Annotated in this window: 13 protein-coding genes; 8 read left to right on the top strand and 5 right to left on the bottom strand. The window is 63.8% G+C overall.

Going from position 1 to position 14,669, the window contains the following annotated elements:
* The 5 genes from ABW043_RS10035 to dinB form a co-directional block, all read left to right on the top strand.
* Positions 1-726, top strand: a 726-nt coding sequence (locus ABW043_RS10035) for an ABC transporter substrate-binding protein (protein ID WP_353921070.1), incomplete at its 5' end; no start/stop codon positions are given.
* Entirely contained in the window at positions 726-1,757 is a 1,032-nt protein-coding gene (locus ABW043_RS10030; RefSeq protein WP_353921069.1) for a FecCD family ABC transporter permease, read from the top strand. The genes ABW043_RS10035 and ABW043_RS10030, both read left to right, overlap by 1 nt.
* Positions 1,757-2,806, top strand: a complete 1,050-nt coding sequence (locus ABW043_RS10025; protein WP_353921068.1) for a FecCD family ABC transporter permease — start codon at positions 1,757-1,759, stop codon at positions 2,804-2,806. Before ABW043_RS10030 ends, ABW043_RS10025 begins: the two co-directional genes overlap by 1 nt.
* Before the next feature lie 11 nt (positions 2,807-2,817).
* Positions 2,818-3,630 (top strand): ABC transporter ATP-binding protein, encoded by an 813-nt coding sequence (locus tag ABW043_RS10020; protein ID WP_353921067.1) that lies wholly within the window; start codon positions 2,818-2,820, stop codon positions 3,628-3,630.
* A gap of 201 nt (positions 3,631-3,831) precedes the next feature.
* Complete coding sequence (gene dinB, locus ABW043_RS10015) at positions 3,832-5,088, top strand: DNA polymerase IV (RefSeq protein ID WP_353921066.1); 1,257 nt, start codon at positions 3,832-3,834, stop codon at positions 5,086-5,088.
* On the opposite strand, the gene ABW043_RS10010 is transcribed toward dinB, so the two are convergent.
* Positions 5,085-5,726, bottom strand: coding sequence for an alpha/beta hydrolase family protein (locus ABW043_RS10010; protein WP_353921065.1), 642 nt, complete (start codon positions 5,724-5,726; stop codon positions 5,085-5,087). The genes dinB and ABW043_RS10010 overlap by 4 nt on opposite strands.
* Positions 5,727-5,900: 174 nt before the next feature.
* Here ABW043_RS10010 and ABW043_RS10005 point away from each other — a divergent pair, with 174 nt between their 5' ends.
* From ABW043_RS10005 to ligD, 3 genes are all read left to right on the top strand, one after another.
* Positions 5,901-6,464 carry a cysteine hydrolase family protein gene (locus ABW043_RS10005; protein ID WP_353921064.1) on the top strand — a complete coding sequence of 188 codons (564 nt, stop codon included), beginning with the start codon at positions 5,901-5,903 and terminating at the stop codon, positions 6,462-6,464.
* On the top strand, positions 6,461-7,450 hold the full coding sequence (locus ABW043_RS10000; RefSeq protein ID WP_353921063.1) for a GlxA family transcriptional regulator: 990 nt from the start codon (positions 6,461-6,463) through the stop codon (positions 7,448-7,450). The genes ABW043_RS10005 and ABW043_RS10000 overlap by 4 nt, the downstream gene beginning before the upstream one ends.
* Positions 7,451-7,585: 135 nt before the next feature.
* Entirely contained in the window at positions 7,586-10,150 is a 2,565-nt protein-coding gene (gene ligD, locus ABW043_RS09995; protein WP_353921062.1) for a DNA ligase D, read from the top strand.
* A 7-nt stretch (positions 10,151-10,157) separates the two neighbouring features.
* Here ligD and ABW043_RS09990 read toward each other — a convergent pair whose 3' ends face one another.
* From ABW043_RS09990 to ABW043_RS09975, 4 genes are all read right to left on the bottom strand, one after another.
* Complete coding sequence (locus tag ABW043_RS09990) at positions 10,158-11,204, bottom strand: glutathione synthase (RefSeq protein WP_353921061.1); 1,047 nt, start codon at positions 11,202-11,204, stop codon at positions 10,158-10,160.
* A 9-nt stretch (positions 11,205-11,213) separates the two neighbouring features.
* Positions 11,214-13,064 (bottom strand): flavohemoglobin expression-modulating QEGLA motif protein, encoded by a 1,851-nt coding sequence (locus ABW043_RS09985; protein WP_353921060.1) that lies wholly within the window; start codon positions 13,062-13,064, stop codon positions 11,214-11,216.
* Complete coding sequence (locus tag ABW043_RS09980) at positions 13,061-13,879, bottom strand: N-formylglutamate amidohydrolase (protein WP_353921072.1); 819 nt, start codon at positions 13,877-13,879, stop codon at positions 13,061-13,063. Before ABW043_RS09980 ends, ABW043_RS09985 begins: the two co-directional genes overlap by 4 nt.
* A 71-nt stretch (positions 13,880-13,950) precedes the next feature.
* The gene (locus ABW043_RS09975) at positions 13,951-14,649 is read right to left on the bottom strand and encodes a FadR/GntR family transcriptional regulator (RefSeq protein WP_353921071.1); all 699 of its coding nucleotides are present in this window, start codon (positions 14,647-14,649) and stop codon (positions 13,951-13,953) included.
* Positions 14,650-14,669: the final 20 nt, after the last annotated feature.

Raw genomic sequence — 14,669 nt, 5'->3', positions numbered from 1 at the left:
CAAGGGCTCGATCTCACCGGCATCGAAATCATCGGTCAGGCCTGGGGCGAGGTCGACATCGAGAAAGCCGCCGCCCTCAATCCCGATCTTGTCCTCGCCGAATGGTGGGATCGCAATGCGGCTTGGTCGGGCGGTCAGGACGTCGCCGAAGTCCTCACTCAACTTGCCCCCATCACCGGCGTTTCGGCCGGCGATTCCATCTTGGCCATGATCGAGGACTACGAAACCCTCGCCGCCAGCCTCGGCGCCGATCTCGCCCAGCCGTCCATTGCCGCTGAAAAGGCCACTTTCGAAGCAGCCCTCGCCGATTTCAAATCCGCCACGGCAGCCAAGCCCGGCCTGAAAGTGCTCGCCGTCTATGCCGGCGACGATGCTCTCTACGTGGCCGATCCCGCAGGCGCCGCCGAACTGCTCGATATGCAATCCTGGGGCCTCGACCTCGTCGAACCCGAGGGCGTCGATGCCGCCGGCAACAATTATTTCGAGACGGTCAGTTGGGAAAATGCCGACAAATACCCGGCCGATCTGATCCTCGTAGACAACCGTTCGCCCGCCACGCTGAAGACGGCATTGGCCCAACCCACCTGGACGCTCAATCCCGGCGCCAAGGCCGGCCAGGTCGCCGATTGGCCTGCCTTCTGGCTGCGCAACTACACCCACTACGCAGCCGCGCTCACTGAATTGACCACGGCCATCAACGCGGCCAACGCCGACCTCACCCCCTGATGCAGGCGGGGCAGGCGACCAGCAAGGCAGGCCGTGCGGCAACGCTCGGCCTCGGTCTCGCCCTCCTGGGCGCGGCGCTCTTTGCCATCGTGCTGCTCTCCATGGCCACGGGCGCTCGTCCCATTCCCATCGACATGGTCTGGTCGGCCCTCGTTTCCTACGATCCAAACTCCACTGAACACCGCATCATCTGGGACCTGCGCCTTCCCCGCACCGTTGTCGGCGTTCTCGTCGGCGTCGCCCTCGGCCTCGCCGGTGCCGTCCTCCAGGGCGCGACGCGCAATCCACTCGCCGACCCATCCATCCTCGGCATCAATTCCGGCGCCGCCCTTTTCGTCGTCATCGGCGTTTCCGCCTTCGGCATCACCCAGCTCAGTCTCTATGTCTGGCTCGCCTTTGCCGGCGCCGGCCTCGCCATGCTGGTTGTCTATGCCGTCGCCTCGCTCGGCCGCGAAGGCGCCACGCCCATTAAGCTGGCCCTTGCTGGCGCGGCCATGACTGCCGTAATGCAAGCCATCATCAGCGCGGTTCTGCTCACCAGCCCACGCACGCTCGACGAAGTGCGCTTCTGGCAGGTCGGCTCGCTCGCCGGCCGCTCCATGGATATCGCCCTCCAGGTCAGTCCCTTCATTCTCGTCGGCGCCGTGCTTGCCCTCGCCTCGGCCCGGCTCCTCGATGGCCTCAGCATGGGCGACGACGTCGCCCGCTCGCTCGGCCAACGCATCGGCTTGTCCCGTGGCCTCGCCGGCCTTGCCTCGGTCATTCTCGCCGGCTCTGCGGTCGCTGCCGCCGGCCCCATCGCATTTGTCGGCCTCACCGTCCCCCACGTTGCCCGCGCCATCACTGGCCCCGGCTACCGCTGGATTCTGCCCTATTCCATGCTGATGGCGCCCATCCTGCTCCTCGGCGCCGATGTCATCGGCCGCGTCATCGCCCCACCGGGCGAAGTGCAGGTTGGCATCGTCACCGCTTTCATCGGCGCGCCCTTCTTCATTGCCTTGGTCCGGCGCCGCAAATTGGCGGCCCTCTGATGACCGCAATCGACACCAGTTACATCGCCAGCGTCCGCAGTCAGCGCGAGAACAAGGGCCGCCGCGTTACCCTCGGCCTCGTCTTTGCGCTTGTCCTCGCCAGCGCCGCCGCGCTCACCCTCGGCGATTTCCCGGTCCCGCCCGGAGAAATCCTCCGCTCGCTCTTCTCCCCTTTGACGGGCCTGACCAATAAGGGCGTCGATTTCATCGTCCTGCAGGTCCGCGTCCCGCGCCTTTTCCTCGCCCTACTGTCGGGCGCCGCCTTCGGCCTCTCCGGAATCATTTTCCAAACGCTTCTGCGTAACCCCTTGGCCAGCCCCGACATTATCGGCATCGCCCACGGCGCCAGCGCCGCCGCCGTCTTCTGCATCATCGTCCTTGGCTGGACCGGCCTCGCCGTTTCCCTCGGCGCCTTCGCCGGCGCACTCCTCACCGCCTTTGCCATCTACATCCTCGCCTGGCGCAATGGCGTCACCGCCTATCGCGTCGTGCTCATCGGCATCGGCGCCGCCGCCATGCTCAGCGCCGTCATTTCCTACCTCTTCACCCGCGCCCGCCTCTTCGAAGTGCAACAGGCCATGGCCTGGCTCGTCGGCAGCCTCAACGCCGCGCGCCCCGGCGATTCCATCGTCCTCGCCGCCATGCTCGTCGTCACCCTGCCGCTGCTGGTCATCCTCGTGCGCGGCCTCGATGGCCTGGAGCTGGGCGACGACACGGCCCACGCCCTCGGCACCCGCGTCGAGCAAACCCGCCTTGGCCTCATGATAGCAGGCGTCGCCCTCGCTGCCTTTGCTACGGCCGCTGTCGGCCCTGTCGGCTTCGTTGCCTTCGTCTCCGGCCCCATCGCCCGTCGCCTCATGGGCGGGGCAGGGCGGGGCATTCCGCAAGCCGGCCTCGTCGGCGCTCTGGTCATGCTGGTATCGGACCTCTTGGCGCAACACGCCTTGCCCAATCTGCAACTGCCGACCGGTGTCGTCACCGGCGGCTTCGGCGCAGTCTTCCTGCTTTGGCTGCTCATCGTGTCCGGCCGTTCGGGCCGGGTGAATTGAAGGAGACGAACATGACGCAAGCCCATCAGCTCATGGCCGCAGGTCTGCATCTCGGCTATGCGGATCGCGAAATCGTCTCCGATCTCAATCTCAATATCCCCGCCGGCAAGCTGACCGTCATCGTCGGCGCCAATGCCTGCGGCAAGTCCACCCTGTTGCGCGGCCTCGCGCGCCTGCTCACGCCCACCAGGGGCGCAGCCTATCTCGATGGCAAGCCCATCCACCAGATGCCGACCCGCGAAGTCGCAACCCTTCTCGGCGCTCTTCCCCAGTCCCCCATCGCCCCCGATGCCATCACGGTCGCCGATCTCGTCGGCCGCGGCCGCTATCCGCATCAGGGCTGGTTCCGCCGCTGGACCCCGGAAGATGATGCCGCCGTCGCCGAAGCCCTCGGCGCCACCGATATGGGTGAATTGGCCGATCGCCCCGTCGACGAACTCTCCGGCGGCCAGCGCCAGCGCGTCTGGATCGCCATGGCCCTCGCCCAGCAGACCGACCTGCTGCTGCTCGACGAACCGACGACCTTCCTCGACATCAACCATCAGGTCGAAGTCCTAGATCTGCTTACCGATCTGGTGAAAGAGCGCGACCGCACCGTCGTCGTGGTCCTCCACGACCTGAACCTCGCCTGCCGCTACGCCGACCACATCGTCGCGATGAAATCCGGCAAGATCGTCACCGAAGGCCGCCCCGTCGACGTCATGACCGAAGAGGTCGTCCGCGAAGTCTTCGGCATGACCTCGCGCATCGTCGTAGACCCCATTTCCGATACGCCGATGATCGTCCCCATCGGCCGCCACCACGTGGAAAAGGCTGTTGCCTGACAGCAAAAAGCCCCGGAGGCTTTCGCCTTCGGAGCCGTTTATCGGTCTTCGATATTTTCTACCGCTTTCCGATACTGATACAACGCGCCGACTCCTGATCGGTTCCACCTTGTTCCAATTTTTCAGCGAGCTTGACTCCTACGCCTACAAAGGAACAAATAGAGAACAAAAAATCGGGCAGGATTGGCGGCCGGTGGCATCATGTCGACAGAAGCAACGATCCTCCACGCCGATCTCGACTCTTTCTATGCCTCGGTCGAGCAGCTTCTAAACCCGGACTTGCGCGGCAATGCCATGGCCGTGGGCGGTGGCGTCGTCCTCGCGGCGTCCTATGAAGCCAAGGCCTTTGGCGTTCGCGGTGGAATGTCCGGCCGCAAGGCGCGCGAACTCTGCCCACACCTGCTCTTCGTCCGCGGCAATTTCGACCAGTATCAGCGCCTCGGCGACGCAGCCATCGCCATCCTCGAAGACTACACCCCGCTGATCGAACGCATCTCCATCGACGAGGCCTTTGCCGACGTCGCGGGCTGTACCCACCTTTTCGGTTCGCCGCGCGAAATCGCCGAAACCATCCGCCGCCGCGTCCGCGACGAACTCGGCCTGCCCATCTCCGTCGGCATCGCCCGCACCAAACATCTGGCCAAAGTCGCCTCGCAGGTCGCCAAACCCGATGGTCTGGTCGTCGTCAATCCGGCCACCGAACTCGATTTCCTCCACGATCTGCCCGTCGGCCTCATGTGGGGCGTTGGCCCCGTCACCGAAGGCAAGCTTAGGGCTGAAGGCATCCTCACCATCGGCCAATTGGCCAACACGCCCGGCCGCTCCCTCCGCGGCCTTCTCGGCGATGCCGCGGGCGAAAAGCTCTCGGACCTCGCCTGGAACCGCGACACCCGCGCCATCGTGAGGGAGCATCGCGCCCGCTCGGCCGGCGCCCAATCCGCTCTCGGTCGCCAGCCGGCCACCGAGGCGGTGTTCCGGCCCGTCCTGCAGCACCTAGCCGATCGCGTCACCTCACGCCTCCGTGCAAAGTCTCTCGCCGGCCGCACGATCACCGTCCGCGTCCGCTTTGCCGACATGCGCGCCGTCACCCGGGCCACGACGCTCGATGCGCCGGTCTCTGCCACCCTGATCGTCGCCGAGATTGCCGAAGAACTGGTCCGTCAGGCCCTTGCTGACCATCCGAAAGAAAGAACGATCTCGCTGCTCGCCGTCTCGGTCTCGCACATAGAAGAGCAGCGTCAGATCCAGCTCGAACTCTCCCTCGGCCTCGACGACGAAAAGCGCCGTCCCGGCTCCAGGCAAGGCGCCGCCCGCTGGTCAGCCGACCGCGCCATGGACAAGGCCCGCACCCGCTTCGGCCGCGACGCCATCGGCTACGCCGCCGCCCATCTCGAGCGCAAAAACTCCGTCCCCGACGCATTCCGCGAGCTGGCCGAAAAGGACCTCGGCAGAAGCTAGGAAACCTTCTCCATCCAGCGCCGCGTCGTCTCCGCCAAGGTGCGCAGATGATCCGCCGCCGAGAAACCCGACACCGACTTTCGCGGCTTCAGGTCATGGTCCCCGTCCTCAAGCCATAACAGCTCGATCCCGGGCGAGAGCGTATAGCCCGGCACTTCCTCGCGCGTCCCGAATTCGTCCCGCGTACCCTGGCAGATCAGGGCAGGGGTCTTCAGCCCCTCCAGATGCGCCGTCCGCAATTGCTCCGGCTTGGCCGGCGGATGAAACGGATAGCCGAGGCATACCAGCCCCGCGATACGCCCCGCCTCAAACATCTGGTCCGCAATCATGCTGGCCACCCGCCCACCCATGGATTTGCCGCCTATGAACAGCGGCCCATTGGTCGGCCCCAGATCGTCCACAGCGGCCACATATTCCGACATGACCTTCTCGGCCCTCGGCGGCGGTTTGCGTCCATCGCCCGTCCGCCGCGCCGCCATATAGCCGAACTCGAACCGCGCCACGCGAATCCCCTGATCCGCCAACGCCTTGGTTGCCGCATTCATTGAAGCCGAATCCATCGGCGCCCCGGCGCCATGCGCCAGCAGCAGGGTAAAGCGCGCGTCCTCAGGACCATCAAAAAGAAAACTGGTTGTCATCCCCTCACTCAACCATCCCCATCCCTGCTTGTCACCCCGGCGAACACCGGGTCTCGTCCCGAGCTGCGGCAAGCAGATGTCCTTTTTTGTCCGCTCCTCGTCTCGCCCATGTCTCGAAATCCTCGACAGAAGCCCTAGGATGACGTCATATCCCGCACAACGGAGTGTCCAAAAATGACCGATACGGCTCTTCTCGTTATCGACGCCCAGGAAAGCTTTCGCCAACGCGCCAATTGGCACGAAGTGGACAGCCCCACCTATCTGAGAAACCAGCAGGCCTTGATCGATGGCGCCTTGGCAAAAGGCTGGAAGATCGTCCGTGTCCTCCATGGCGAGCCCGAGGGCATCTTTTCGCTCGCCTCCGGCTTCGTCACGCCCATCAGCGATCTCAAGCTCGACAAGCCCGACCTCGAATTCATCAAGCAGCGCCATTCCGCCTTTGTCGGCTCGCCGCTCGAAGTTTTCCTCGTCGAAAACGGCATTCGTCGCCTGGTTATTTCCGGCATCCGCACCGAACAGTGCTGCGAAACCACCACCCGCCACGGTTCCGACCTCGGCTGGCAGGTCGATTATGTCACCGAAGCGACCCACACCATGCCGCTGACGGACGCCACCGGCAAAACCTGGACCGTCGAAGAGCTGAAGGCCCGCACCGCCGCCGTCCTCGATGGCCGCTTCGCCCGCGTCTGCACCATTGCCGAAGCCCTCGCCGGCGCCCCCAAGGCCGCCGCTGCATGACACAAAGTCCGCGCCGCATACCGACCTATGTCGTCCTGCCGGCGCGGACGCTGCTTCTTGACGTCGCGGGGCCCGTGGAAGCCCTGCGCTACGCCAATCGGGCCCAAAATCAGGTACAGTTCGACGTCCGCTATGTCGGCGCCCTCTCGGAAGTGACAACCTCCATCGGTCTGCGCGTCTCCGGCATCGAGCCGCTGCCCAAGGCGATAGAGCAGGGCGCCATGATCATCCTCTCCGGCCACACCGAAGAGCCGATGGATGCCGGCCATCCCATGGACCCGCTCGACGCCGGAACCGAGGAAACCGTCGCCTGGCTCCGCCACGTCGTCCAGCCCGAAACCCTCCTCGTCTCCATCTGCTCCGGCGCGCTCCTCGCCGCAAAAGCCGGCCTCCTCGATGGCATCAATTGCACCACCCATTTCTCCGATTGCGGCGAACTGGCCGCGGTGGCTCCAACGGCAAAAGTGCTGGAAAATCGCCTCTATGTCGAAGATGGCAATCGCTACACCAGCGCCGGCATTACCGCCGGCATCGACCTAACGCTGCACATCGTCGGCCGCCTGACGAGCCCGGCAACCTCCGCCGCCGTCGCTCGCCAGCTTGTCGTCTATCTCCGCCGCGCCGGCACCGATCCGCAGCTTTCCCCCTGGCTCGAAGGCCGCAACCACATCCACCCGGCCATCCATCGGGTGCAGGACGCCATCACCGCCGACCCCACGCGCGATTGGTCCCTCGAAACGCTTGCGCCTATCGCCATCGCCAGCCCGCGTCACCTCAGCCGCCTCTTCAACGACCAGGCGGGCATGAGCATTCCCGATTATCTCAACAAGCTACGCGTGGCTCTCGCTCAGCAATTGCTGACCGAAACCCGCCTCGATATCGAACACGTCGCCGAACGCTCGGGCTTCAATTCCAGCCGCCAGCTCCGCCGCGCCTGGAGCCGCGTCAGCCAGACCCCGCCCAGCGCCGTGCGCCGCGTCAGTTAGAACCAGGCGGCAAGCCGGAACGCGCGGGCGCATGCGGCGTTGAATCGGCGACAAATGCACCAGGGATGCCGCCATGCTCTCGAGAGACCAGCCGCGCCGCCGGCAAGCCGCCACGACGAAGAAGGCGGGCTGACCGTGGCAGCAAAGGCAGAGGACCTTCTCAAGGACTACAAGGCCAAGCGCAATTTCGCGCGGACCCAGGAACCGGCGGGCGCCGCACCCCGAAGCGCCAAGGCCGCCCGCGGATCATTCGTGGTGCAGAAGCACGATGCGACCCGGTTGCACTATGACTTTCGCATCGAACTCGACGGCGTGTTGAAAAGCTGGGCCGTCACCAAGGGCCCATCCAACAATCCCGATGACAAGCGTCTGGCCGTGCGCGTCGAAGACCACCCGCTCGAATATGGCGGTTTCGAAGGCACCATTCCTGCCGGTGAATATGGCGGCGGCACCGTCATGCTCTGGGACCGCGGCACCTGGGAACCCATCGGCGATCCGCAAGAGGGCCTCGAAAAGGGTGACCTGAAACTCCGCCTTTTTGGCGAGCGGATGAAGGGCGAGTACGTGCTGGTGCATATGAAAGGGCGCGATACCAAACGCCATTCCGGCCCCGACCGCGAAAATTGGCTCCTCATCAAGCACCGCGATACCTATGCCCGCGACAAGGACACACTGACCACGCGCTTCACGCGTTCTGTCGAAACAGGACGCGATTTCAAAGGCATAGCGTCAGGCTCCGAACCAGAAAAGAAAACCGAAGTGCCCGCCGAAGCCGTTTGGCACTCCGATGCGACGGAAGCCGACAAGGCTGCCGAAAAGCCGAAACGCGTCAAAAAGGCCAAGGCCGGCAAGACGCCTGCGTTTCGCGCCGTGCAATTGGCGACCCTGGTCGAATCCGTACCGGAGGGCGATGGCTGGTTGTTCGAGATGAAATACGATGGCTATCGTTGCCTCGCCGCGATCAACGGCGAAGACCTCAGGCTCTACACCCGCAATGGGCTCGATTGGACCGAGCAATTCGGCGCCCTGGTCGAACCGCTGCAACAGCTCCAGCTTGGCTCGGCGCTGATCGATGGAGAAATCTGCGCCTTCAACGACAAGGGTCGCACCGATTTCACCACACTCAAGAATGTGCTCACCGATGGGGGGCGGCTCGAATATTTCGCCTTCGACCTCCTGCAGCTTGACGGCAAGGACCTGACCAAAACGCCCCTCATCGACCGCAAGGCGGCGCTGGAAAAGCTGCTGGGCAAGGCGGCGCGCGAAGACCCCGTGCAATATTCGTCCCATGTCGTGGGCCACGGCCAGAAGGTGCTGGATGCCTTGAGCCGCGATGGTCACGAGGGCGTAATAGCCAAACGCGCCGAAGATCCTTATCGCGGTGGGCGCACCAAAAGCTGGCTCAAGATCAAGCGCCTCAAACGGCAGGAATTCGTCATCGGCGGCTGGTCGCCATCCACAAGACGCAAGGGCTTTGCCTCCCTGCTGGTGGGCACCTGGGAGGGCGACAAGCTGCTCTATCGCGGCCGGGTCGGCACGGGTTTTTCGCAGGACGTGCTGGCGGATATGGACGCCAAGCTGCAGTCTCTTGCAGCAAAGAAAAATCCCTTCGATGCCGTGCCCGCCGAGATCGCCGGCAAGGCCCACTGGGTCAAGCCTACGCTTGTGGCCGAAATCGCCTATGCCGAACTCACCGGGGACGACGTCATGCGCCACCCGAGCTTCATCGGCCTGCGCGAGGATAAACCGGCCGAGGAGGTCAATATGGAAACGCCAGTCAGCCTCGATGATGGTGAGGAAGTCGCCGAGCGTCTCGGCGTGCGGCTGACGTCGCCCGATCGGGTCGTCTATCCCGAGCAGGGGATCACCAAGGCGCAATTGGTGGCCTATTACGAAGACGTGGCGCCGGCCATGCTGCCGCATATCGAGAACAGGCCGCTGAGCCTCGTGCGTTGCCCGCAGGGTCCGACCAAACACTGCTTCTTCCAGAAGCACGACACGGGTGGCTTCCCGCCGCAACTGCTCTCCGGAGCCATCGTGGAAAAGGACGGCGAGAAGACCGACTATTTCTATCTCACAGATCTGGCCGGACTGGTTGCCGGCACCCAGATGAATGCACTCGAATGGCACATCTGGGGCTCGCGCTTCCCCAAGGTGGAAAAGCCCGACCGTCTGGTCTTTGACATCGACCCCGATGAGGCGCTCGACTTCTCCGCAATCACCAGCGCCGCGACCGACATTCGCGACCGGCTGGCAGCGCTCGATCTCAAGAGCTATCCGCTCGTGTCGGGCGGCAAGGGCATCCATGTGGTTGTGCCGCTCAAGCCGGGCAAGGAATGGCCCGAGATCAAGGCGTTCTGCCGCGCCTTCGTGCAGAATATGGCCGAAGACGAGCCAAAACGCTTTACCGCCAATCTGTCCAAGGCGCAGCGCAAGGGCCGGCTATTCCTCGACTATCTGCGCAACGAGCGTGGCTCGACCGCCATCTGCCCCTGGTCGGTGCGCTCGCGCGTTGGCGCCCCGGTGGCGGTGCCGGTCAGTTGGGACGAAGTGCCCAAGCTCAAGCAAGCCAACGGCTTCTCGCTGGAAGCCGCCGCCGCTCGCGCCAAGGGTGAGGATGTCTGGGCCGACTATTTCGAGCAGCGCCAGACGCTGACCGCCAAGATGCTCAAGGCGGTCGGCGCTGAAGTGACCAAATGAGGCGACACTAGAGGGTCGCCAATTCGCGATTATCGAGGCGCCGGCCATAGGCCTGCCTGATCGTCACCTTTTCTTCGAGCGCCTCGAGGATGGTTTCGGCGAAATTGGTGTCATACATCTGCGAGAGATTGTTGAGACCGCCCGGGGTGAACACGTTGATCTCCAGCACCTTGTCCCCGACGATGTCGAGCCCCACCAGGAACATACCGTCCTGAATGAGCTTTGGCCGGACCGTCTCGGCAATTTCGAGCATGGTGTCGGTCACTTCGACGGGCGCCGGCCCGCCGCCGACATGCACATTCGACCGGATCTCGCCCTTGGCCGGCACACGGCGGAAAGCGGCATATTTGCCGTCGCGCATCAGCGGCCGCCCGTTCATCATGAAGAACCGCACATCGCCCTCCGTCGCCTCCGGCATATAGGCCTGCGCGATGAGATAGCCCTCGCCGCTGACGGCTTCGAAAATCTGGTTGAGATTGGCGTCCTTGGGCGAGGCGACCTTGAAGACGTTCTTGCCACCCGATCCCTGCAATGGCTTGACGATCGCGCCCTTCTTCTGGCCATCGATGAAGTCGCGGATTTCCTGGATATTCTTGGAAATCAGCGTCGTCGGGCGAACCGAGGCCGGGAAATCCTGGAAGTAGAGCTTGTTCTGCGCCTGGGCCAGCCCATCGGGGTCATTCACCACCAGCGTGCCGCGCTGCGCCGCCATCCGGCCGAAGATCACCCCGACATTGGCAGCCCATGGCCGATCATTCGCGTCGAGGGACGGGTCGTTGCGCAGGAACAGCACATCGATCTCGCCGATGTCGAACATGCGGGTCTCGGCCTTGTCGCCGACGAGGTCCTTATGCAGCGTTTCTGTCTTCTTGTAGCTCGATACTGGCAATGTCCGGCCCCAGACCGACAGGGTGTCATCGGGCCGCAGCACGAAGTCGCCGGGCGTGATGTAGCAGATGTCGTGTCCACGACCGAGCGCGGACAGGGCCAGCGCGGTGGTGGAGAAATTCGGCGTTTCATCTTCAATTGAGTTGACGAAAAATGCGACGCGCATGCCTGGCTCCTAGGCTTGAATGAGGTCAATGGGGGTGAGGCCGGCACGCAGCCGGTCAAGGCGCGCTTCGGCGCCCTTCATGGAGAGAAATTGCGGTTCGATCCGGGCCGGCTTGAGCAGTCCACGTGTGCTCAATTCCTGCATGATCGAAAAATGCCCGGCGGCGATCTTGCCCAGCCAAAACGGTTGCAGCGAACCGCCGGACTTAAGATGCGCCAGGATTTCGAGCAGGCCACGCAGATAGATGGCGTCCTTGGCAAGGCCGCCGCCACGATAGACCCGCAACGACACACTGAAGGCGCTGGTGTCCGAAAACCCATGCTCTTTGCTCAGCAAGCGGAAGGTTTCGACAAAGCTGGCGCCCTCGAGCATGGCGGCCACGGCAAGCACACGCCCGGCCAGCAGCCGCAAGCGCGCAACCGTCATGCCGCCCGCGAGGAACTCGGCCAGAACCGCCAACCCTTCCTGCGCGCCCTCATAGCCTGCGAGGCCGGAACGGAAGAGCCTCAGGCCATGGCCCGAACCGTTGAAATAGGTGAGGAGATGCACGCCCACCTCATGGCTGAGCAGTGCCTCGACGCGATCCCTCGCCATTTTGGTGTTGCGCGAGATCAGCAGGCTGCCATTGGACACCATCAGGCCCGCCGGCAGGTCATCGCGAATATCGATCTTCACGGCGAACCCGGATGCTTCCCCGGAATAGCGCTCGATCATCGCCTGGGCCCGTTTTTCGACAAAACGGTAATCGACATTCTCGGTTTCGTTCCTGCCGGCCTTCCTTGCGGTGGCCGCGAGAATGTCATTGGCCACCTCTGTCAGCCGCGGCTCGACCGACTGATAGAGTGCCCGACCCAGCTCCTTGAACTGCCGCGCATCCCGCAGCGACAGCATCGAGAGTTGCAGATCCAGCTCCTGCTGTTTCTCCCGATAGAGCCGGGACAGCACCGGGTCCTCGAAATGATCGAGCCCGATGGCAAAGAGCGCCTTCTTGGTCGCTGCCACTTCGAAAGTCAGCGGACGATAAAGGAAGTGCGGCGCCCGCTCGAAGCTGGCCGCGCTGAATTCGGCCCAGGCCGCCTCGGCATTGATCGGCGTCACCGCGAGGAGAAAGTCGAAACTCCCGGCGATATCGTCAATGGCCCGGTCGGCCCGGCCGACGGCATCGATGAAGACACGCCTCCCCAGCGCGCGGTGACTGGTCAGTGCAATGCCGGTCTCGGCGTGCGCAAACTCGGCCGCGCCTCGCAGCGTTGCATCAACGATGTTGGCGGCCAGCCGATCACGCAGTTCGGGATAGATGTTCTTGGACTGCGGGGCCTTGTAGATCGGCGCGAAGCGGATGGTCAGCACCCCAAATCGCGTCATCCTTCGCGCCAGACCCGCCGCCCTGTCTTCGGCCGCGGCCAGCCGCTCGATCCGCGGCATGCGATAACGGCCATCGACCTTCTGCATCGCACTGGCAAATGAGCCTGCGGCCGCTTGCGCCGCCGGGTCCGGCGTATTCGAAATGTTTATCGCAAAGGGCGCCAGATAGGGCGCATCGGCGGCCAGCCGATCCTCTGCCATTTCCCCGATGTCGATAACCAGAAAACCGCCGAAGCGTTTTTGCATCGCCGCGCCGACGACGGACAATACCGCGATCGCGTCCGTCGCATTCTGGACCACGAGATAGGCGGCATTGGCCGTCACCGCTTCCCGTGCCGCCGGCTGCGCCTGCCGCCCGATGCAAACCGCAATGAACGGCATTGGCCGATCCATATAAAGCCTGCCCCGTCCGCCGAGGTCGAGGCGAATAGGGTCCTCGCGCTCCAGACAGTCCTCCACCTGGGCGATATCGAGCGCGTTCTTCTTTCCGCTCATGCCCTTGCGTCCAGAGCCGCTTCGAGCACTGGAAGCGCCGAAGCGATTGCCGCTCGCAGCTCGGCTATGGCGGCCGTATCAGGCGCGCCCGTCCATTCATCCATGAAGATTTTCTTGAACTCGACGGCGATCGCGCAGCCCGTTTGCGGGAACTGGCTGTGCACGAAGCGGGTCTGCTCTCCCTTTCCGGCGAAAGCGACATTCTCGCGGACGTCGATCGGATGGCCCCCGACGCGATGCTGGCGGAGGCAGTCGATGAACGGGTCGAGCACATGTGCCCAACGCGCCCTGTCCATGGAGAACGTGCCGATATTGATATCGGGCGCGTCGTCCTGCGGGGAGGCGGGCGCGTTAGGTCCAGCGCGCCGATGATTGTAGCTGTGCATGTCGAGCAAGACAAAGCGGCCGTGTTCAGCTTCGATGTCTGCCAGGATATGGCGCAAGGTCGAATAGTAGCTCGCATGCTGTCGCATCAGCGATGCAATATCCTGCGGGTCCGGTTGGTCATGCCAAACCTTGAGCCCCCAGGACTGATCGGGATGCAGATAGATCGCCCCGTCCGTCGCGCGATTGAGGTCGAGTTCGAACCGCGACCGATGCACGACGATCCTGTTCGACATATCGGGGATGAACTGGGCGGTGAAAGGGTCTTCCTCTCGCAGCCGTCCGTCCTCATCGAGAGCCATCCTGGCTTTGAGATGTGGCCAGACGAGATGGCCATCATGGATGGCAGTTCCGATGAGAGGCGACCGGCCCCGGTGGATTGACCACAGGGAGGACGGGTCTTCAGATGGCAAAGTGACGCTTGGCTCCATGAGCACGAAAACGTGTCTGCCTGCCCGGAGGTTCCGCTTTTGCCGGTTGCGTTACGCCCGGCGCTTCAATCCTATGCTTTCGGAGCGAAGAGACGGTCTCGCGATCCGGCGAGATGCTCCCGCATCAATTTGCGGGCCGTCTCCACCTCTCCGGCACTGATGGCGTCAAACACGGCCGTGTGCTCGGTCAGCACATGTCCCAGCCCGTCATTCGTCCGCCGCAGCGATAGTCCGTGGAGGCGCATGCCAACGGCAATGTGCTCTTCGAGCGCCTGCATGGCAGTGACGAAATAGGGGTTGGCCGAGGCTTGGGCGATGCTGAGGTGAAACATGAAATCGGCATCGGCGCGGTGGGCTTGCCGGTTGGTGGCGTCACGCAAGAGGTTGAGCGCGGTCTTGATTTTGAGGAGCGCTTCGGGCGAGCGCCGTTGCGCGGCCATTGCCGCCGCTTCCGGCTCGATGGTCAGGCGAAAGTCGTAGCAGTGCTGCAGGTCGGACAGGTTCTCCATCTGCCCGAAGCCAAGCGGCTCGCGAATACCCTGTTCGCGCACAAAACTGCCGGCGCCACGGCGCGAATAGATCAGGCCCTGATCGCGCAGGCGCTGCAAGGCGTCGCGAATGATCGGACGCGAAACCTGGAACTCGGCAGCGAGAGCGTGCTCTGTCGGCAGGCGTTCGTCCACGGCATAGGCGCCGGATTTGATGGAGCGCTGGATGCGGTCAAAAACCGTTTCGGAGAGGCTGCGCCGCCCGGTGAGGCTATCGGACATGGCTTTGCACTGGGCTCCCG

The sequence above is a fragment of the Devosia sp. genome (assembly GCF_040509215.1).
Taxonomy (GTDB): domain Bacteria; phylum Pseudomonadota; class Alphaproteobacteria; order Rhizobiales; family Devosiaceae; genus Devosia.
Note: the sequence above shows the minus strand (reverse complement) of the source record. Positions and strands in the feature narration are given on the sequence as shown.

Excerpts from the sequence above, each read along its gene's own strand:
- ABW043_RS10030 (WP_353921069.1), top strand. The coding sequence starts at position 726 with ATGCAGGCGGGGCAGGCGACCAGCAAGGCAGGCCGTGCGGCAACGCTC.
- ABW043_RS10025 (WP_353921068.1), top strand. The coding sequence starts at position 1,757 with ATGACCGCAATCGACACCAGTTACATCGCCAGCGTCCGCAGTCAGCGC.
- ABW043_RS10020 (WP_353921067.1), top strand. The coding sequence starts at position 2,818 with ATGACGCAAGCCCATCAGCTCATGGCCGCAGGTCTGCATCTCGGCTAT.
- dinB (WP_353921066.1), top strand. The coding sequence starts at position 3,832 with ATGTCGACAGAAGCAACGATCCTCCACGCCGATCTCGACTCTTTCTAT.
- ABW043_RS10010 (WP_353921065.1), bottom strand. The coding sequence starts at position 5,726 with ATGACAACCAGTTTTCTTTTTGATGGTCCTGAGGACGCGCGCTTTACC.
- ABW043_RS10005 (WP_353921064.1), top strand. The coding sequence starts at position 5,901 with ATGACCGATACGGCTCTTCTCGTTATCGACGCCCAGGAAAGCTTTCGC.
- ABW043_RS10000 (WP_353921063.1), top strand. The coding sequence starts at position 6,461 with ATGACACAAAGTCCGCGCCGCATACCGACCTATGTCGTCCTGCCGGCG.
- ABW043_RS09990 (WP_353921061.1), bottom strand. The coding sequence starts at position 11,204 with ATGCGCGTCGCATTTTTCGTCAACTCAATTGAAGATGAAACGCCGAAT.
- ABW043_RS09985 (WP_353921060.1), bottom strand. The coding sequence starts at position 13,064 with ATGAGCGGAAAGAAGAACGCGCTCGATATCGCCCAGGTGGAGGACTGT.
- ABW043_RS09980 (WP_353921072.1), bottom strand. The coding sequence starts at position 13,879 with ATGGAGCCAAGCGTCACTTTGCCATCTGAAGACCCGTCCTCCCTGTGG.
- ABW043_RS09975 (WP_353921071.1), bottom strand. The coding sequence starts at position 14,649 with ATGTCCGATAGCCTCACCGGGCGGCGCAGCCTCTCCGAAACGGTTTTT.